The 19,603-nt window shown below is 45.1% G+C and carries 20 protein-coding genes; 6 read left to right on the forward strand and 14 right to left on the reverse strand.

Going from position 1 to position 19,603, the window contains the following annotated elements; genetic code table 11:
• Positions 1–204 precede the first annotated feature (204 nt).
• Positions 205–2,013: a cation:proton antiporter gene (locus tag ACYX4N_RS19240; RefSeq protein ID WP_476055181.1), complete on the forward strand. Its 1,809-nt coding sequence runs from the start codon at positions 205–207 to the stop codon at positions 2,011–2,013.
• A gap of 274 nt (positions 2,014–2,287) precedes the next feature.
• Here the strand turns inward: ACYX4N_RS19240 and ACYX4N_RS19245 are convergent, their stop codons facing one another.
• Positions 2,288–3,598 carry a 3-deoxy-D-manno-octulosonic acid transferase gene (locus ACYX4N_RS19245; protein ID WP_476055182.1) on the reverse strand — a complete coding sequence of 437 codons (1,311 nt, stop codon included), beginning with the start codon at positions 3,596–3,598 and terminating at the stop codon, positions 2,288–2,290.
• Between the two features lie 129 nt (positions 3,599–3,727).
• Here ACYX4N_RS19245 and ACYX4N_RS19250 point away from each other — a divergent pair, with 129 nt between their 5' ends.
• Together ACYX4N_RS19250 and ACYX4N_RS19255 are read left to right on the forward strand one after the other, a co-directional pair.
• Positions 3,728–4,801: a glycosyltransferase family 9 protein gene (locus tag ACYX4N_RS19250; protein ID WP_476055183.1), complete on the forward strand. Its 1,074-nt coding sequence runs from the start codon at positions 3,728–3,730 to the stop codon at positions 4,799–4,801.
• A 1-nt stretch (position 4,802) separates the two neighbouring features.
• The gene (locus tag ACYX4N_RS19255; RefSeq protein ID WP_476055184.1) at positions 4,803–5,909 is read left to right on the forward strand and encodes a glycosyltransferase family 4 protein; all 1,107 of its coding nucleotides are present in this window, start codon (positions 4,803–4,805) and stop codon (positions 5,907–5,909) included.
• A 95-nt stretch (positions 5,910–6,004) separates the two neighbouring features.
• Here the strand turns inward: ACYX4N_RS19255 and rpsQ are convergent, their stop codons facing one another.
• The 11 genes from rpsQ to rpsJ are packed head-to-tail and all read right to left on the reverse strand — an operon-like array spanning position 6,005 to position 10,942.
• Positions 6,005–6,262: a 30S ribosomal protein S17 gene (gene rpsQ, locus ACYX4N_RS19260; RefSeq protein WP_012516966.1), complete on the reverse strand. Its 258-nt coding sequence runs from the start codon at positions 6,260–6,262 to the stop codon at positions 6,005–6,007.
• The gene (gene rpmC, locus ACYX4N_RS19265) at positions 6,262–6,453 is read right to left on the reverse strand and encodes a 50S ribosomal protein L29 (RefSeq protein ID WP_012516965.1); all 192 of its coding nucleotides are present in this window, start codon (positions 6,451–6,453) and stop codon (positions 6,262–6,264) included. Before rpmC ends, rpsQ begins: the two co-directional genes overlap by 1 nt.
• Positions 6,453–6,863: a 50S ribosomal protein L16 gene (gene rplP / locus ACYX4N_RS19270; protein ID WP_012516964.1), complete on the reverse strand. Its 411-nt coding sequence runs from the start codon at positions 6,861–6,863 to the stop codon at positions 6,453–6,455. Before rplP ends, rpmC begins: the two co-directional genes overlap by 1 nt.
• 2 nt (positions 6,864–6,865) lie before the next feature.
• Positions 6,866–7,570 (reverse strand): 30S ribosomal protein S3, encoded by a 705-nt coding sequence (gene rpsC / locus ACYX4N_RS19275; protein ID WP_014947978.1) that lies wholly within the window; start codon positions 7,568–7,570, stop codon positions 6,866–6,868.
• A gap of 9 nt (positions 7,571–7,579) precedes the next feature.
• On the reverse strand, positions 7,580–7,912 hold the full coding sequence (rplV, locus tag ACYX4N_RS19280) for a 50S ribosomal protein L22 (RefSeq protein ID WP_474809158.1): 333 nt from the start codon (positions 7,910–7,912) through the stop codon (positions 7,580–7,582).
• A gap of 11 nt (positions 7,913–7,923) precedes the next feature.
• A complete protein-coding gene (gene rpsS, locus ACYX4N_RS19285) occupies positions 7,924–8,199 on the reverse strand; it encodes a 30S ribosomal protein S19 (RefSeq protein ID WP_012516961.1) in 276 nt (91 codons plus the stop codon).
• 15 nt (positions 8,200–8,214) lie between these two features.
• Positions 8,215–9,039, reverse strand: a complete 825-nt coding sequence (gene rplB / locus ACYX4N_RS19290; RefSeq protein ID WP_474853248.1) for a 50S ribosomal protein L2 — start codon at positions 9,037–9,039, stop codon at positions 8,215–8,217.
• Positions 9,040–9,053: 14 nt separating this feature from the next.
• Entirely contained in the window at positions 9,054–9,353 is a 300-nt protein-coding gene (rplW, locus tag ACYX4N_RS19295; RefSeq protein WP_012516959.1) for a 50S ribosomal protein L23, read from the reverse strand.
• Positions 9,350–9,955, reverse strand: a complete 606-nt coding sequence (gene rplD / locus ACYX4N_RS19300) for a 50S ribosomal protein L4 (RefSeq protein ID WP_118490523.1) — start codon at positions 9,953–9,955, stop codon at positions 9,350–9,352. The genes rplW and rplD overlap by 4 nt, the downstream gene beginning before the upstream one ends.
• 18 nt (positions 9,956–9,973) lie before the next feature.
• Positions 9,974–10,612: a 50S ribosomal protein L3 gene (gene rplC / locus ACYX4N_RS19305; RefSeq protein ID WP_014947975.1), complete on the reverse strand. Its 639-nt coding sequence runs from the start codon at positions 10,610–10,612 to the stop codon at positions 9,974–9,976.
• Positions 10,613–10,630: 18 nt separating this feature from the next.
• Positions 10,631–10,942: a 30S ribosomal protein S10 gene (rpsJ, locus tag ACYX4N_RS19310; protein ID WP_010179497.1), complete on the reverse strand. Its 312-nt coding sequence runs from the start codon at positions 10,940–10,942 to the stop codon at positions 10,631–10,633.
• 430 nt (positions 10,943–11,372) lie between these two features.
• On the opposite strand from rpsJ, the gene ACYX4N_RS19315 reads away from it, so the two are divergent.
• On the forward strand, positions 11,373–13,589 hold the full coding sequence (locus tag ACYX4N_RS19315) for a GspE/PulE family protein (protein ID WP_476055185.1): 2,217 nt from the start codon (positions 11,373–11,375) through the stop codon (positions 13,587–13,589).
• 66 nt (positions 13,590–13,655) lie between these two features.
• On the opposite strand, the gene acnA is transcribed toward ACYX4N_RS19315, so the two are convergent.
• The gene (gene acnA, locus ACYX4N_RS19320; protein ID WP_476055186.1) at positions 13,656–16,373 is read right to left on the reverse strand and encodes an aconitate hydratase AcnA; all 2,718 of its coding nucleotides are present in this window, start codon (positions 16,371–16,373) and stop codon (positions 13,656–13,658) included.
• Between the two features lie 474 nt (positions 16,374–16,847).
• Here acnA and ACYX4N_RS19325 point away from each other — a divergent pair, with 474 nt between their 5' ends.
• Together ACYX4N_RS19325 and gpmA are read left to right on the forward strand one after the other, a co-directional pair.
• Positions 16,848–17,309 (forward strand): cupin domain-containing protein, encoded by a 462-nt coding sequence (locus ACYX4N_RS19325; protein ID WP_476055187.1) that lies wholly within the window; start codon positions 16,848–16,850, stop codon positions 17,307–17,309.
• 176 nt (positions 17,310–17,485) lie between these two features.
• Entirely contained in the window at positions 17,486–18,232 is a 747-nt protein-coding gene (gene gpmA, locus ACYX4N_RS19330; RefSeq protein WP_474809166.1) for a 2,3-diphosphoglycerate-dependent phosphoglycerate mutase, read from the forward strand.
• 70 nt (positions 18,233–18,302) lie between these two features.
• On the opposite strand, the gene ACYX4N_RS19335 is transcribed toward gpmA, so the two are convergent.
• The gene (locus tag ACYX4N_RS19335) at positions 18,303–19,304 is read right to left on the reverse strand and encodes a branched-chain amino acid aminotransferase (protein WP_476055188.1); all 1,002 of its coding nucleotides are present in this window, start codon (positions 19,302–19,304) and stop codon (positions 18,303–18,305) included.
• Between the last annotated feature and the right edge of the window lie 299 nt (positions 19,305–19,603).

Here is a 19,603-nt window from a genome sequence, read left to right on the forward strand (position 1 = left end):
TCCTAAAAGACCAGTAATCTCTTGTAATAGTACCAAAGCTTTTAAACATCGAATATGTATTTAGCGGGCTAAAAATGGTCTATTGGTCTAAACTTCAAACCTCAGCGTATATCGCTATGAGCTAATGCTTGGCCTAAAGTCTCTATATGACAAATAATTAGGCTGATATAGGATGGATAAATAATAACGCGATAAGGATTCAATTTGTCAGACCCGCTTCTCTCACTCGTTGCAGTAGGACTGCTGTCAATAACATGCCAGTACTTAGCTTATAAGGTAAGGCTTCCTGCAATTTTGCCACTCTTGATAGTCGGTATTGTTGTCGGCCCGGTATTCGGTGTACTTAATGCGGACGACTTATTCGGCGATTTATTGTTTCCCGTCGTTTCTCTTTCTGTTGCCATTATCCTGTTCGAGGGCTCACTGACGCTAAAGTTTGGTGATATTGCGGGCCATGGCAATATGGTGAGGAATCTGTGCTCTATCGGTGTATTAGTCACCTGGGTGGTTGCGGCGACAGCCGCACACTATAGCCTAGACCTTTCATGGCAATTGTCCTTTTTGTTCGGTGCAATTGTTACTGTAACTGGCCCTACCGTGATTGTTCCCATGCTAAGGACTGTGCGACCTAAAACCAATCTAGCCAATATCTTACGTTGGGAAGGTATTGTTATCGATCCCATTGGGGCCTTGTTAGCGGTACTGGTATTCGAATTCATCGTAGCATCACAAGAAACAGCTATCACACATACGCTCATTGCCTTCGGAAAAACCGTTGGTATAGGTTCGGTATTGGGGCTTGCCTCAGGCTATTTATTGGGCCTATCTATTCGTAAAGAATGGATCCCCCACTATCTGCTTAACACCGCTGTGTTAACCGTTATTTTAGGTGTATTTGCAGCCTCAAACTACGTAGCGCATGAATCGGGCCTTCTAGCGGTGACCATCTCTGGCATGGTGTTGGCCAATATGAAAGATGTTGATGTAGAAGACATCCTCGAATTTAAAGAAACCTTAAGCGTTTTGCTTATTTCTGGCTTATTCATACTGCTTGCCACGCGACTGAACTTACAGTCTGTCATCGATGTAGGATGGGGCTCGATTGTAGTGCTAGCCGCTATTATGTTTATAGCCCGCCCCCTGTCGGTATTAGCATCGTCCATTGGTACTGGACTTAAGCTTAATGAATTAGCGTTGATAAGCTGGATTGCTCCACGTGGCATTGTTGCGGCAGCAGTCTCAGCCTTGTTCTCTCTTAAGCTTGAAGAAATCGGCTATGAAGGAGCGGGCATTATCGTTCCTATCGTCTTTATGGTGATTATCGCGACCGTTGTAGTGCAAAGTCTTACCTCTCGTAGCGTTGCATCTCTTCTTAAGGTTAGAGCGCCTGCGCCTACTGGCTACCTTATTTTTGGAGGTAGCAAATTCAATCGCGCCCTTGCGTGTGAAATGTTGAATCAAAAATTGGACGTGACTATTGCAGATACTAACTGGGATGCCATTAGAGAAGCGCGCATGATGGATATTCCGGTGTATTTCGGAAACCCTATGTCCGATCATGCTGCCCGACATCTCGATTTAAACACCTTTGGCACTGTATTGATAATGTCGCCTTACAAACAATTGAACCCGCTTATTGCTTATCACTTTGAGTACACTATGGGTAAAGACAAAGTGTGGGCGCTAACCAACAATGAACAGTCTACGAGACCTAGTCACCAAGTTAGCGAGCAGTATGCTAAAAAGCTTACGTTATTTGATGAGGGTGTTACCTATGGCTATTTAGCGTCAGCCATTGCCCGTGAATCTGCGGTTAAAACGACCCGGCTTTCAGAAGAGTTTACCTTTGAGCAGTATACGAAGCAGTATGGTGAACGGGCTACGCCGCTTATTGCCATTAACGCCGAAGGTAAAAGCTACACATTTATCAACGGAAACAGTATTCAGCCTAAAGCTGGCTGGCGTGTTATCAGCCTGATTGAGCCAGAGCCTGAACAAAAAGTAGAAGAGTAAAAGTAAGAAAACCTCCTGCCTCTCGGCAGGAGGTCTCTCCCTGGAGAACACGTAACACAGTGCCCTTTTTTAAAGGTGCATATTTATTTGGATTTTACTGCCGCTACGCTGTCGTAGGCTTTATAGCAAAGAGTAGACCAAAACATCAAAAGCCATGCTTTACAATAACTTACGTTAATTTACACATTCTAGCTTTACTGCCACTTCTTAGAAAACCCCATTAAAGTGCACAGTGCGCACTGTTTAGGGGACCACTTTTTGACCACAAAAACAATTAGTTAACGTATTTTCGTATGCACTGAACAGTAGCCTCAAGAGCGCCACTATTTTCTTCTAGTACTTTACGGCCTGATTGGCCTGCCTTTTCTCGCTCATTCGGGTTTAGAAGCCATCTATTCACAATCGCCGACATTGCTTCTCCACTCTCTACTTTTATCAGCGCGCCACACTCTTCTAAGTAACTGCAGATAACCGGATTATTATAAGTGTGAGGGCCCATTATTATTGGAATAGAAAAGCTTGCAGGCTCTAGGGCATTGTGCCCCCCTCTATCAGCTATGGAGCCACCAACAAAGGCAAAAGAAGCCACCGCATAGGCATCATTTAACTTGCCCATCTCATCGAGTAACACCACATTGGTATCTTCTGGTACAGATTGCACCTGAGAGCTTCGCACAAAGGGTAGCGACTTCGCTTCAATAAGCTTAGCAACTGCATCGAAACGCTCAGGGTGACGCGGAACAATAATGACTTTCAGGGAAGGGCTTTGTTGCCATAACTCTTTTGCTGCTTGAAGTACCGCTTCTTCTTCAAGGTCATGGGTACTCCCCGCTACAAGTATGGGGTAATCCGCTTGATTCAAACCTAAAAAAGGATGCTCCGGCGCGGTAGCAGAAGCTACCTGGTCGAACTTGATATTGTTAGTAAGCGTAAGCTTTTTATCGGGCACCCCAAGCCACGCGTAATTTGTATAGTCGCGCTGCCCTTGGGCACAAATATGGTATAGCTTAGCGAGCATAGGGTTAAACAATTTACCAATTTTTTTATAACGTCTGGCAGACCTATCGGTCATACGGGCGTTGACGACCATTACAGGTATATCTCGTTTCCAGCATGCGTGGATAAGGTTAGGCCATAACTCTACCTCGGTAATTAGCACTGCTTTGGGCTGAATTCGTTTAAGCATTCCTGCCATAGCCATATGCAGATCGTAAGGTAAGTAAAAGTGATGCACGCTGTCACCGAAGATCGCCCGAACCCTCGCAGAGCCCGTAGGCGTAGTGGTGGTCACCGTAATTTGGCAGTCGGGCTCGTCCGTCATGATGCGCTTAATTAAACAAGAAGCCGCAACCACCTCTCCCACAGAAACACAGTGAAATAAGTATCCGTCTTTTTTAGGTGCATGTGCGACGAACCCAAAGCGTTCAAACCTTCTGCGGTTATAGTCTTGGTTTCTAGTGGTACCTCTTAGCATTAACTGTAAAAAGGCGAAGGGAATAATGAATACTAATATCAGAGAGTATCCCCATCGGCATATATCTTCGATAAGTGTGGGTTTGTAGCCGTTACGCTCGGCAGCAAACATAAATTGTCCTTAATGGTAAACATAAACGCATACATAACCGTTATTACAATGTGCGTCATTAAAGTGTCGTCAAACTGTGATGATATTGCTAGCTAGTTAGCTTCACGTGAATTTTGAAAGCCTATTCTAATGCCTAAAGACGTACAACAAATTCTTTTTATCAGGCTTAGCGCAATTGGCGATATTGTAATGGCTTCTGGCCTACCGTCTAGCATAAAGCAAAGTTATTCCCAACACGGTAAGCCTGTTGAATTGACTTGGCTAGTAGAAGCCCCCTATGTCGCACTAGTTAGCAGCCAGCCTTATGTCGACCACGTTATTGCGTGGCCCAAAAACGAATGGCGAGCGCTGTTAAAGGCTAAAAAATACTGGGCGCTTTTTAAAACTATAAAAGCATTTAGAAAACAGCTCAGAGAAAAGAACTTCAAAGTGGCAATTGAAGCGCAAGGTCTGTTGAAAAGCGCCTTTTTCGCTTACATCAGTGGTGCTTCAGAGCGCATAGGTTTTAAGAGCAAGGAAAATAGCCAGAGATTACTCACTCTCGCGCTAGATAAGCCAACATCACAACAAATTAGCAGCGAATATCGACATCTTGCTAAAACACTATATTCACTTTGCAGCACTGAAAACAATGGTAGCCAAGGCTATGAAATGTGCATCAGATCAAGTAGCGCTGCTATGCAGTCAGCGATATCGAAAACTAGTCACTTAGGCTTAACACAACCCTTTATAGCCATCGCGCCTTTTACCACTCGCCCTCAAAAGCATTGGCCTTCTGAACACTGGCAAAGTTTAATTCACAAAGTACGCAAACACTCTAGTTTACCTGTAGCCATATTAGGAGGCCCTGGAGACGCTGCAAAAGCTGAAGCCTTAACCTTCGAGTGTAACGGGGTAATTTCGCTGGCAGGAAAAATTAGCTTAGAGGAGTCGGTAAGTGTGCTATCACTTTGCCATGCGTTTGTTGGCGTAGATACGGGTCTTACTCATCTAGCTACAAGCTATAAAAAACCTACTATTGCCATTTTTGGTTCAACAAGACCCTACACGATAACCGACAATGCAGATACCCATGTACTGTTTGAAGACATGCCTTGTGCCCCATGTAAACGAAAACCCACATGCAATGGCCGCTTTGACTGCATGACGCTCGTTACACCTGAACAAGTCTTTAATCAGCTTAAGCCATATATAAGTCACTAGTATGAGCAACCAGCATTCTTTCGACATTAACGTTTTGCATATCGAATTGGGAAGGCATTTATACGGTGGTGCGAAGCAAGTAACTTATCTTATCGATGCGCTAGATAATAACAGTAGGTTTACCCAACAGCTTGTTTGTGCTGCTAACAGCGAAATCAGTCACTACAGTTTTGACCGCTGTAAAACTTTCTCTATTGACTACAAAGGCGATACCGACCTAATGGGCTTTAAGCGTTTACTTGACGCTATAAAGCGCATTAGGCCCGACATAATTCACGTACATAGTCGACGTGGCGCTGATGTATGGGGCGCACTGGCAGCAAAGTTCACTGGAATACCGGCTGTATGTACCCGACGTGTAGATAACACTGAAAGTAAATTCGCTCGCTTTAAATATCGAGAATACGAAGCTGTTATAAGCATATCGGAAGGTGTGCGCAAGGTTGTCTCAAAGCATTGCGAAAAAGTAAAATACCAAGGAGTTATTCACTCTGCCGTCGACCAGGAAGAATACGGACGGCCTTCTGACCAGCAGTGGTTAAGGAATAAGTTTAACATTCCTCAGCACCACTTCATTATCGCTAACTTTGCACAATATATCCCCCGTAAAGGGCAAGCCGATTTGATACTCGCTATGCGAGAGCTAACAACGCAATTCAATAACCTAACTTGCCTTCTTTTTGGTAAGGGCTCGCAAGAAGAACACTATAAGTCGTTAATCGACGAGTACAACCTGCACAGTAGCGTAAAGCTGTGCGGGTTTACTAACGACGTCGCTAGCATATTGCCAAATATAGACGCGCTGGTTCACCCCGCTTACGCTGAAGGCCTTGGCGTTATACTTCTTCAAGCAGGGATAAGCAAATGTGCTGTTGTATCAACCCCCGTTGGCGGAATTCCGGAAATTATAATACACAAGGAAACGGGTTTGATGGTAAGTCCTGGAGATGTCAGCGGGCTTGTGCAAGCAGTAAGCTCATTGATAGCGGAACCCGAAGAAAAGATAGCATTAGGTAAAGCACTTCACCAGCATGTGAAAACACACTTCAGCATAGAGAATATGGCAAGAGAGTATGCCGCGCTCTACCACCAGATTGTGTACGCGTAAGTGAAAGGAAGCGTGAGTGCTTTTTTGGACAGGTCAAAGAAAACAAAAAAGCCGCTCGAAAGCGGCTTTTTTAAGACTTTGAAAAAAGTTAGCGATTAAACGCCAGCTTTTTCAACAACGTCAACTAGCATCCAAGATTTGTTCTTAGATAGCGGGCGACATTCACGTACTGTTACTACGTCACCTTGGTTGCACACGTTGTTTTCGTCGTGGGCGTGAAGCTTAGTAGAGCGCTTGATGAACTTCCCGTAGATTGGGTGCTTAACAAAACGTTCAACTACAACAGTGATGGTTTTATCCATCTTGTTGCTAACCACACGACCTTGTACTGTACGAATTTTTTGCTCAGTCATTACGCATCAGCCTTTTGAGTCAGAATGGTTTTAACACGCGCGATGTTACGACGTACTTTTCTCAACTGATCAGTTTTTTCAAGCTGACCTGTTGTGTGCTGCATGCGTAGGTTGAACTGTTCGCGTAGCAGGTTAATCAACTCTGCGTTCAGCTCTTCTACGCTTTTGTCTTTCAGTTCAGTCGCTTTCATTACATCACCGTCCGAGTTACAAAGGTTGTTTTAAATGGCAGTTTAGCCGCTGCCAATTCAAACGCTTCGCGTGCAAGATTTTCAGGAACACCTTCCATCTCGTAAAGAACACGACCAGGCTGAATTTGGCATACCCAGTACTCAACGTTACCTTTACCTTTACCTTGACGCACTTCAAGAGGCTTCTCAGTAATTGGCTTGTCAGGGAAAACTCGAATCCAAATTTTACCTTGACGCTTAACGTGACGAGTCATAGCACGACGCGCTGCTTCGATTTGACGCGCAGTCATTCGACCACGGCCAACTGCTTTAAGGCCGTAAGTACCAAAGGCAACAGTGCTACCCGCTGCGAAGCCGCGGTTGCGGCCTTTGTGCATCTTACGGAACTTCATGCGTTTTGGTTGTAACATGATTAGCCCTCTCGCTTAGCGTTGCGGCCTTTCTTCTTAGGTTGAGCAGCTGGTGCTTGCTCTTGAGTTGTAGGTAGACCACCTAGAACTTCACCTTTGAAGATCCATACTTTAACGCCGATGATACCGTAAGTAGTTGACGCTTCAGAGGTTGCGTAATCGATGTCCGCACGGAAAGTGTGCAGTGGAACGCGACCTTCACGGTACCATTCAGAACGTGCAATCTCTGCACCGCCCAAACGGCCGCTAACTTCAACTTTAATACCTTTCGCGCCTAGACGCATTGCGTTTTGTACTGCGCGCTTCATAGCACGACGGAACATAACACGACGCTCTAGCTGGCTAGAGATGCTGTCAGCTACTAGCTGACCATCTAGCTCTGGCTTACGTACTTCAGCGATGTTGATCTGAGCTGGCACACCGGCTAGCTTAGATACGTAGTTACGCAGCTTTTCTACGTCTTCGCCTTTCTTACCGATTACTACGCCTGGACGAGCAGTGTGAATAGTCACACGGATGCTCTTAGCAGGACGCTCGATCACGATTTTAGAAAGTGAAGCGTTCTTAAGTTGCTTAGTCAGATACTGACGTACCTGATGATCGTTATACAGGTTGTCTGCATAGTCTGCAGTATTAGCGTACCAGGTAGAAGTCCATGGTTTGCTGATACCCAGGCGTATACCTGTAGGATGTACCTTCTGTCCCATTATCTACTCCTAGTTATCCGCTACAACCACAGTGATGTGACTGCTGCGCTTAAAGATACGATCAGCACGGCCTTTAGCACGTGGCTTGATGCGTTTCATAGTTGGACCTTCGTCAACGAAAACTTTAGACACGCGTAATTCGTCGATGTCTGCGCCTTCGTTGTGCTCTGCGTTAGCAATCGCAGATTCCAAAACTTTCTTTACTAGCGCTGCGCTTTTCTTCGGGCTGTACGCAAGAACTTCTAAAGCTTTCTCTACGTGCAAGCCGCGAATTTGATCCGCAACCAAGCGTGCCTTTTGAGCCGACGTGCGGGCAAAACGGTGTTTAGCTAATGCTTCCATCTTCCTACCCCTTAACGTTTAGCTTTCTTATCCGCGACATGGCCGCGGTAAGTACGCGTTGGCGCGAATTCGCCCAACTTGTGGCCGACCATTTCGTCACTAATAATGACAGGTACATGTTGGCGACCGTTATGGACCGCAATGGTCAACCCAATCATATCTGGGATGATCATAGAACGACGAGACCAAGTTTTGATTGGTTTACGTTCGTTCTTTTCCACTGCAGCCTCTACCTTCTTCAGCAAGTGAAGGTCAATAAAAGGACCTTTCTTGAGAGAACGTGGCATGGTGAATCCTCGCTATTACTTGTTTCGACGACGTACGATAAGCTTATCAGTACGCTTGTTGCTTCGGGTTTTCTTACCTTTGGTAGGAACACCCCAAGGAGTTACTGGGTGACGACCGCCTGATGTACGACCTTCACCACCACCGTGTGGGTGATCAACCGGGTTCATGGCAACACCACGAACGGTAGGACGAACACCACGCCAGCGTGTAGCACCAGCTTTACCTAGTGAACGAAGCATGTGTTCTGCATTACCAACTTCACCAATGGTGGCGCGGCAATCAGAAAGAACTTTACGCATTTCGCCAGAGCGTAGACGTAGAGTAACGTAGTTTCCGTCACGTGCTAGGATCTGAGCGTAAGCACCAGCAGAACGTGCGATTTGTGCACCCTTGCCAGGCTTCATTTCAATTGCGTGTACAACAGTACCTACAGGGATGTTACGCATAGGTAGCGTGTTACCAGACTTGATCGGAGCGCCCGAACCAGACTGGATTGCATCACCTGCTTTCATACCCTTTGGAGCCAGAATGTAACGACGTTCACCGTCTGCGTACAATACTAGTGCAATGTTTGCAGAACGGTTTGGATCGTATTCTAAACGCTCAACTTTGGCTGGAATGCCGTCTTTGTTGCGTTTAAAGTCGATTACACGGTAGTGTTGCTTATGACCACCACCAATGTGACGAGTGGTAATACGACCATTGTTGTTACGACCGCCAGATTTGCTGTTCTTTTCAAGCAAAGGTGCGTACGGTGCACCTTTGTGCAGGTCAGGATTTACGACCTGAACAACGTGACGACGACCGGCAGAAGTTGGCTTAGCTTTCAATAATGGCATTTCTAATCCCCTTCTTACTCAGCACCACCGACAAAGTCGATGTCCTGACCTTCTTTAAGAACCACGTAGGCCTTTTTCCAGTCGCTGCGCTTACCGAAAGACATGCCGTGACGCTTGGTTTTACCCTTAACGTTCACAGTACGAACACCTTCAACTTCAACTTCAAACAGTTTTTCAACTGCAGCTTTGATTTCAGCTTTGTTCGCGTCTTTAGCTACTTTAAATACAACTGTGTTGTTCGCTTCAGCAGCCATTGTAGACTTTTCTGAAACGTGAGGTGCTACTAGCACCTTCAGTAGACGTTCTTCTTTCATGCTAACGCCTCCTCAAGTTGTTTAACCGCATCAGCAGTAATTAGCACTTTTTCAAATGCAATCAAGCTCACTGGGTCGATGCCTGCTACGTCACGTACGTCAACTTTGTACAAGTTGCGCGCCGCTAGGAACAAGTTCTCATCAACTTCTGGAGTAACGATTAGAACATCATTTAGTTCATATTCGTTAAGTGCAGAAATAAGAGCTTTAGTCTTAGGTGCGTCAACACCGAACTTCTCTACAACAACCAAACGGTCTTGACGGATTAGTTCAGACAGGATGCTCTTAAGTGCACCGCGATACATTTTCTTGTTAACTTTTTGGTCAAAGTCACGAGGCTTTGCTGCGAAAGCACGGCCACCGCCAACCCAAATTGGGCTACGGATTGTACCAGCACGTGCACGGCCAGTACCTTTTTGACGCCATGGCTTCTTACCGCCACCACGAACTTCAGCGCGAGTTTTCTGCGCTTTTGTACCCTGACGAGCGCCTGCACCGTAAGCTACAACTACCTGGTGTACCAGGGCTTCGTTGAATTCACGTCCAAAGGTCGCTTCGGATACTTCAAGAGCGCTTTGCGCGTCTTTCAATGTTAATTCCATCAGTTCACTCCCCAGACGTTACGCTTTAACAGCTGGCTTTACGATTACATCGTTGCCAGTTGCGCCAGGTACGGCACCTTTAACTAGGATAAGGCCGTTCTCTACGTCAACACGTACAACTTCCAAAGACTGAGTAGTCACTTGCTTGTTACCAAGCTGACCAGCCATTTTCTTGCCTTTGAATACTTTACCTGGTGATTGGTTTTGACCAATTGAACCAGGTGCGCGGTGTGACAAAGAGTTACCGTGTGTCATACGCTGTGAACTGAAGTTCCAGCGTTTGATTGCACCTTGGAAACCTTTACCTTTTGATGTACCAGTTACATCAATCTTTTTAGTGTCGTTAAAGATTTCAACAGTGATTTCACTGCCTACTTCAATATCGGCACCTTCGTTTTCTTCTAGGCGGAATTCTACTAGAGTGCGTCCAGCTTCAACACCAGCTTTAGCAAAGTGACCTGCTTCAGCTTTGTTGATGCGGTTAGCTTTCTTAGTTCCAGCAGTAACCTGAAGAGCGCGATAACCGTCAGTTTCCTCAGTACGAAGCTGAGTAACGCGGTTTGGGGTCGCTTCAATAACAGTCACAGGGATAGACGTACCATCTTCAGTGAAGATGCGAGTCATACCCACTTTACGACCGACTAGACCAATCGCCATTGTTATAACCCTCTCTTATTAGCCCAGGCTGATTTGAACATCAACGCCAGCAGCCAAGTCCAAACGCATCAACGCGTCAACTGTTTTATCAGTTGGCTCGATGATGTCTACCAAACGCTTGTGAGTACGGATTTCATATTGATCACGCGCGTCTTTGTTAACGTGCGGAGAAATCAGAACTGTATAGCGTTCTTTGCGAGTAGGTAGAGGAATAGGACCACTTACCTGAGCACCAGTGCGTTTCGCAGTTTCAACGATTTCAGCCGTAGACTGATCGATCAACTTGTGATCAAACGCTTTCAAACGAATGCGAATTCTTTGATTTGGCATCGATTAAGCTCCAATCGAAAGAACAAAAAAATTCACCTTTTCTCTTCCATTAATTCCGGAAAGAAAAGATGTGCGTAAACCGATGGTTCCCTATCGGAACCCTGTTCTTTTTTCTAGCACGCCAGCAACAGGCTAATCAGTAATGATGAATCCGTTACTTCGGCAACCACCCTAAAAGCAGTGAGGTTGCGGCTAAAAACTTCATACCCTAATTGGGCAGTGGGCGCGAATTATACAGAAAGCAGAGGGCAATGCAAGAGGCAGTTTGCTTTTTATACACATATTTTTACGCTATAACAGTGTATGTAACTGTCTATAAGTAGTATTGTTGGTTTTATGGTAACAGGATATCTTGATACCCTAGCGTAAAACATGCTTATAGCGTCAAAAGCGTAAAGGAATAGGCGCCAACATTATTAGTAGCGAGAATATGGAAGTAGTAAATAACCAGCAAACATTTGCACAAATAAAGCGCATCTTAAATAACCACTCTACGTTGTTAGATGCCTACAGCCTATTAGAACCTATGATACTTGGCTTGTTTGACGCCACACGCATGAGTATTTTTCAACGCCGTCGTCAACACCAAGACCTAGTCGCCAGATTTAAAACAGGTAAAGAAACCCTAGAGATAAAAGTACCGATTAGCCCCATGTCTATTGCTGGCTACGTTGCGCTTTCACAAAAGCCTGTTGTCATTGATGACCCGTACAACCCTACCCTACTTCAAAGCATTCACCCTCGTCTTCGCTTTGCCGATAAATTCGATAAAGACAATGACTTTAGAACTCAAAACATTCTTTGCGTACCAATAATGAACGCTGGGGTGTTAATGGGTGTAATTCAGATCATCAATAAGGAAAGCGGCGGGTTTACCGAAGAGGACCTCAAGCGTGGGAATGCATTAGCGTTAATTCTTGGTGATAAATTCAGATTCGAATTAGGCGGCACCAATAACCCGTTTGACTTGTTAGTTCACAAAAGCTTGCTAGAAGAGGCCACCCTCGCCGATATACAAGCGACAACTCCAGATATACGAGCCTTAGTGCAGCGGTTGATATCTGAACATCGCATATCGGAAGATGAAATTGGTAACTCTCTTTCAATCCACTATCAAGTGCCGTTCATTTCTTACCTGCCGGAAAAATATCACAGGTTCGAAAACGAAAGTCGTCTAAACGTTTCTTACCTCAAGCGAAACTATGTTGCAGTTATCGCCGATGCACACGATAAACCCATTGTGCTAATGGCTGAGCCAAACAATGCCGCGCTCTTAATGGAAATTGAAAGCGCTATGGGCATAGATAGCTACGAAATCGCGGTAAGTTTACCTAACCTTATTCTTCAATATTTAGGGGAGAATAGCGGTGGCGGCGGCCCTGGTGAAATGAGCGACATCCTTGATGAAATTGGCTCATCTACCGATGACAATGAAGACCAGATTGATGAGCTTTCAGACGATGCTCCGGCTGTTGTTCGTTTGGTAAGTCGTATTCTTCACGACGCTAAACGTTTAAATGCCTCAGATATTCATATAGACCCAGAAAAGAATGCGCCTACTCGGGTGCGCATGCGCGTGGATGGCGTATGTCGCGATATGAACCAAGTACCTCACTCGCATCATAACGCGGTGATTGCGCGTATTAAGATAATGTCGAATCTTAATATTGCAGAGAAACGCGTTCCGCAGGATGGCAAGCTCGCATTTAGAATGAACGGTAAACTCGTAGAAGTGCGTGTGGCTACTATTCCCACCGTCGCCGGTGAAGGTGTAGTAATGCGTATTTTGGCATCAGGCGGTGCGATGCCTATCGACAAGATGAACCTGGCCCCCACCAACCGTACAAGGTTGGAAGAAATGATTAAAAAGCCTCACGGCATCCTGCTTGTTGTAGGCCCTACAGGTTCCGGTAAAACCACTACGCTTCACGCTATTTTGGGATATCTAAATACGCCTGAAAAGAAAATTTGGACGGCTGAAGACCCAGTAGAAATTACTCAACCTGGTCTGCAACAGGTTCAGGTAAGCCCTAAAATTGGCTTTAACTTTGCCGCAGCACTTCGGGCATTCTTACGTGCAGACCCAGATATCATTCTTATTGGTGAGATGCGTGATAAGGAAACCGCTCATGCGGGTATTGAAGCGTCATTAACTGGTCACTTAGTACTTTCAACGCTGCATACTAACTCAGCACCAGAGACCATCACCCGTCTACTTGACTTAGGTCTTGATCCGGTCAACTTCTCAGACGCATGTGTAGGGATATTGGCCCAGCGTCTTATAAGAACCTTGTGTGGGAACTGTAAAGAGAAGTATGTTGCAAGCGAAAAAGACATGGCGTTTATTGAACGTCAATATGGCCAAGAGCACTTGTCAGAACTGAATATTCAGGCCCCACTTGAACTCTACAGAGCCAAAGGCTGTGAAGAATGTGGAAACACAGGTTATAAAGGCAGAACAGGTGTGCACGAATTATTGGGGATGACACCAGAGCTTCGCTCAATGGTATATAAAGAAGCCAGCGTTTCAGAAATGAAATCACAAGCTGCCAAAGATGGTATGCGCACCCTTGTGCAAGATGCAATTTTCAAAGTGTTAAAAGGCGATACTGATATAGCACAAGTCCAAATTATTGGCGGAGAATAAATGCCCCTGCCGGGCGCCATAAATAAAAAGGCTGCGAATTAACCGCAGCCTTATATTTATAAACGCTTATCGTTTTAAATACTCTCGAATAACGTAGTGAAGAATTCCACCGTTTTCGAAGTAGGTAAACTCGTTAGATGTATCAATTCTGATATCCATCACAAACATTGTTGTCTTCCCTTCATCCGACACGGCTTTTACTTCAACCTCGGTCTGCCCGCGTTCGACGGCATCAATAGAAAAAGACTCATTGCCCTTAAGCTCTAAAGAACTCGCACTGTCACCAGACTTAAATTGAAGCGGCAGAATACCCATTCCTATTAGGTTAGAGCGGTGAATACGCTCATAGCTTTCCGCTAGCACAGCCTTCACGCCCATAAGAGACGGCCCTTTAGCTGCCCAGTCTCGACTTGAGCCAGTGCCGTACTCCTTACCACCAATAACAACTGCTGGTACTCCGTCATCTTTATAGCGCATCGCAGCGTGGAAGATAGACATGCTGTCGCCACTTGGATAGTGGGTTGTCGCACTTCCTCGTGTACCCGGCGCCAGTTGGTTTTGAAGACGAACGTTCGCAAACGTCCCTCTCATCATAACCTCATGGTTACCGCGACGAGAGCCATAAGAGTTGAAATCTTTAGGCTCAACACCTTGTTCCTGAAGGTACTCTCCTGCTGGGCTATCATTTGCGATGGCTCCCGCAGGTGAAATATGGTCTGTTGTGATTGAGTCACCAACTTTCACCAAGCATCGTGCATTTTCGATTGCTGTTAAGGCTTCCGGCTCTTTACCCATTACTTCAAAGAAAGGTGGATGCTTGATATAAGTCGACTCTGGCCAGTCATAGACAGATGTTTTACTCACTTCTAGCTCATTCCATTCGCCGGCGCCTTTAAACACGTCTGCATACTTTTCTTTAAACAAATCACCAGTAACGTTTTCAGCAATATATTGCTGAATTTCGTCTTCAGTAGGCCAGATGTCTCTAAGGTAAACAGGTGAACCGTCACTCGCTTGGCCTAGCGGCTCTGTAGTGATATCTATATTCATGTTCCCTGCTAACGCATACGCGACTACTAAAGGTGGTGATGCAAGATAGTTTGCCGCTACATCAGGGTGAATGCGTCCTTCAAAGTTACGATTACCAGATAGCACCGAAGTAACAGTAAGTTTCGCCTTTCTAATAGCATCAGTAATGGAATCAGGTAGTGGACCAGAGTTACCGATACAGGTTGTACAGCCATAACCCACTAGGTTAAACCCTAGGGATTCTAACGGGTCCATAAGACCAGCATCTTCTAGATATTGAGTAACAACCTGTGAGCCAGGTGCTAATGATGTTTTAACCCACGGCTTACGTGTTAATCCTTTTTCAGCGGCTTTCTTAGCAAGTAAGCCAGCACCGACAAGTACTGATGGATTCGACGTGTTTGTACAACTGGTGATAGCAGCAATCACGATTGCGCCATCTTCTAAGTTGAACTTGTTACCTCTGAACTCAACAAAAGAGTCATGGTCTTCATCAACATCATCACTGGAACCCAGCCCAGCCTCGGCAATTAAATCGGTTTCTTCATCTAGTACTTTCACATCAATTTGCGAACGATGCCATTCATTAAATGCTTCTGCTGCCTTATCTAGGGCAATGCGATCCTGAGGACGCTTCGGTCCAGCTAGTGAAGGAACAACGTCGTCCAAGTTTAGTTCAAGGGTCTCATGATACTGGGCATCTTTTGAGTGGTCGTCGTGCCATAGGTGACTGAATTTCGCATATTCCTCCACAAGGGCAATTTGATCCTCGTCTCGGCCGGTGAGTCGAAGGTAGTCTAGCGCTACATCATCAATAGGGAAGATTCCGCACGTTGCACCATATTCAGGTGCCATGTTCGCAATTGTCGCGCGATCTGCTGTAGTTAGGTGTTTAAGACCTGGACCGTAAAACTCGACAAATTTGCCAACTACGCCGTGTTCACGTAATTGCTGTGTAATAGTTAGCACCATATCGGTGGCAGTGACGCCAGCAGGTAACTTACCTGAAAGTCTGAAGCCAACAACCTTGGGTAGCAGCATGGTAACTGGCTGTCCAAGCATTGCCGCTTCTGCTTCAATACCGCCCACGCCCCAGCCAAGTACGCCAAGACCATTAATCATTGTGGTGTGAGAATCGGTACCCACAAGGGTATCTGGATAAACCAGGGTCTCACCATCTTGTTCTTTAGTGAACGCACAGCGAGCCAGATACTCAAGGTTAACTTGGTGCACGATACCGCGACCTGGAGGGACAACTTTAAAGTTATCAAAACTAGACTGCCCCCACTTTAGAAACTGATAGCGCTCTTTATTGCGCTCAATCTCTATATCGGTATTCTTTTCTAATGCATTCTCTTCAGCGAAATGATCAACCATCACAGAGTGGTCAATAACCAGTTCTACAGGGTTTAGGGGGTTAATTGCTTGCGCATCGCCTCCCAAGCGATTGACTGCATCTCGCATTGCAGCTAAATCGACGATGGCAGGAACGCCGGTAAAGTCTTGAAGAATAACCCGCGCAGGAACAAATGATACTTCGTGATCAGCGTGGTTGTCAGTGTCCCACTTAGCCACTTGCTCAATATCACTACTAGTTACAAACTCTTCATCTTCATGTCGGATTAGGTTCTCGAGAAGAATTTTAATACAAAAAGGTAGCCGGTCGAGCGCATACTGATTACCTATACTGTCAAAATTGACCGCCTTGAAGTTTTTGCCGTTTACTTCAAGCTGCGAAAAAGACTTATATGTCATACGCTCTCATCCTTCTTTGCCTGTTCATGAATATTGTCAACGTTTCAATTTTGCCATTGCAAGAAACGAGCGACGTGTCTAATCCGTCGCGTTATTTTCAAGTTTGTACGGCATAAACATGAAAAAAAGTTCACCTATTATTAGTTATTCGTATCGACGCTTTTCGTTTCGACATGTGCCTCTAAAGAGGTGGGCGGAAAAAGTGTTTCCTATCAGCGAAAAGCACCCAGTTAGAATAGTTAGCCTTTATGGACAAATAGAAGCTTTTGGCCTGTGGCGACAAGGAGGAAGTTATTACGAATGAAATGTCATACACCTCGTTCATTTACAAATATATAACATCCCTGTTTTCTTATAATCTTTCAAGCGGTATGCTTATTACCACGCTAAACGCCTAATGCCTTGATACATGCTCAGAAAGTCATTGAAAAACGAGCACCGGTAAAAAAGCAATAACAACAATACGAAGTTATCATGACCCATCCGCTTATTAAGAAATACAACCTAGAACCTCATCCCGAGGGAGGTTTTTATCGTCAGGTTTTTCGTTCAGAAAATAAGACTACATCCTATGTCCATGGTGACAGTCGTCCAGCACTCACCCATATCTATTTTCTTTTACTTAAGGGCCAAGTCAGTCGCTTTCATCGCGTTTTACACGATGAAGTATGGAATCACTATGAAGGTGCTCCTTTACAGCTATTCCAAATTCAAAAACAGCAGTTATGGGAACGCCGTATAGGTGGTGGCAACAACGATTATGTTGAAGTCGTTGAGGCGGGCAATTTTCAAGGAGCTGCAACTATGGGTGACTACTCGCTTGTCGGTTGTACAGTCGCGCCAGGATTTGATTTCGAAGATTTTAGCTTTATTGAAGAACCATCAATGAAAGAGTGGATAAAAGTTGCCCATCCAGACCTGACACGGTTTATTTAATAAATCTCTTAACTGAACGGCAAAGACACGTCTTACCTGCGATTTTATAACCGCTTAAACTGGATTTTTAAGCGCCAATCAAGGATGATAACAGCAGTTTTTAAATATACGTCTGAACGTCCAACTTCTGGAATTATCTCAGACTATTTCACTTTAACGCCGCAGGTAACCCAACTATGTATAAATTGGTACTTATTCGTCATGGAGAAAGTCAGTGGAACTTGGAAAATCGTTTCACGGGCTGGCACGACGTTGACTTGACCGACACTGGTGTAGCACAAGCAAAGACCGCAGGTCAGCTTCTTAAAGATGCTGGATTTACATTTGATCAGGCATATACGTCTGTACTTCTTCGCGCAATCAAAACGCTTAATATTGCCCTTGAAGAAATGGGTCAACACTACCTTCCAGTTGAGCGTCACTGGCGCCTGAACGAGCGTCACTACGGTGCTCTGACCGGTCTAGACAAAGCGGAAACTGCTGCTAAGCACGGCGAAGAGCAAGTGAAAATCTGGCGTCGTAGCTTCGATATTCCACCTCCGGCAGTTGAAGACGACAGTGAACACTTCCCTGGTCACGACGCTCGTTATAACAATGTAGATGCTGATATTTTGCCACGTGGTGAAAGCCTGAAACTTACTATCGAACGTGTATTACCCTACTGGCACGACGTTATTCGCCCAGACATCCAAGCTGGTAAGCGCGTAATTATAGCGGCCCATGGCAACAGCCTTCGCGCGCTTGTTAAGTATTTAGATGGTATGTCAGACGAAGAAGTATTAGGTCTTAACATCCCTACAGGTGTGCCACTAGTATACGAACTAGATGAAAACCTTAAGCCAATCTCTAAAGAGTATCTTGGCGATGCTGATGCAATTAAAGCAATGATGGATGCAGTTGCTAAACAAGGCCAAGCGAAATAAGCGTAAACCTTTTAAATACTAAAAAGCCTGCTTAAGCAGGCTTTTTTATGGGTATCTGATTTTGACTAGTTTAGTTTGGCACTTTGACTAGCCAGTTGTGGGTATCTTCGGCTTTACCCCATTGGATATCATTTAACGCCTGTCTAAGTTTCATAGTGACCGGGCCAGGTTCGCCGCTTCCAACCTGATATTCTTTGTCGTTATGAATAAAAGTACCCACTGGCGTAAGCACAGCCGCTGTACCAGACAGCGCCGCTTCTGTATTTGGTTTTGCAGAGCGTTCTAATAGCTCTTCAACTGTAATATCACGCTCACTTACTTTCATGCCGTGATCTTTAGCAATTTGAAGAACGGTTGCACGGGTTACTCCGTGTAAGAAGCTAGAGTCCAACCCTTTTGTAATGATCTCGTCGCCGTCAATTAGTAAGAAGTTTGCTGCACCGGTTTCTTGAACGTCACCATTGGGACAAAACAGTATTTGATCAGCCTGAACTTCTGCGCGGGCTTTCAGAATAGGTGGTAATGCACTGGCATAATTACCGCCACTTTTTACCATTCCCATATGCGGCGCACAGCGCATCCCTGTTTCGTCTAGTAACAAGCGAAGCGGCTTTGCTCCGCCCGCAAAGTAATCACCCACTGGAGACAATAATACGTATAGAATCGAATCTGCTGACGGTGCTGCTGCCTTGCCAATAGATGCTTCTGTACCAATGTGGGTAGGACGAATGTACATAGAACCAGGAGGCTCTGGAACCTCAGAGGCATACTTTGCAACAATATCGATAATCATCTTTTCAACTTGCGCTTTATCTATTTCAGGCAAATTTAAAAGGCGGCTACTTTGAGCAAAGCGCTCAATGTTCTTATCCATTCTAAAAATATTGATGCTGCCATCTTCATGCTTAAATGCTTTTAAACCTTCAAAGCATGTACTTGAGTAGTGAAGCACATGTGCACCAGGGTGAAGTGAAATACTGTCTGCACTGACAAATTCGGTGTCAGTCCACTTATCGTTGACAAAGGTAGCAAGCGCCATTTGTGGCATGAATACTGTACCGAATACGGCCATTAGTTCGTCCTATTTACTTCGACTAAAATGATATTCGCAAGAGTTTACCAAAAAACCTGAACATTGCTAAAAGTAAGTCGATTCTATTAAGGCTTTTATCGAATAAGAATGTCTATAAATACTGACAGCTTACAAATAATGGGGTCAGAGTACATTTCTCTGATTTAACGGCACTGGGGGTAAGGGAGTGACTATGTTTTGATGCTTAAAGTAATAAAGTACTCTGACCCCAATTTGAGGTTTTGCTGGGGGGAGTGGCGATTAATGTACTCTGACCCCATTTTTTCTTTCTTCCAAAC

The organism is Alteromonas sp. ABH4_452 (assembly GCF_056311825.1).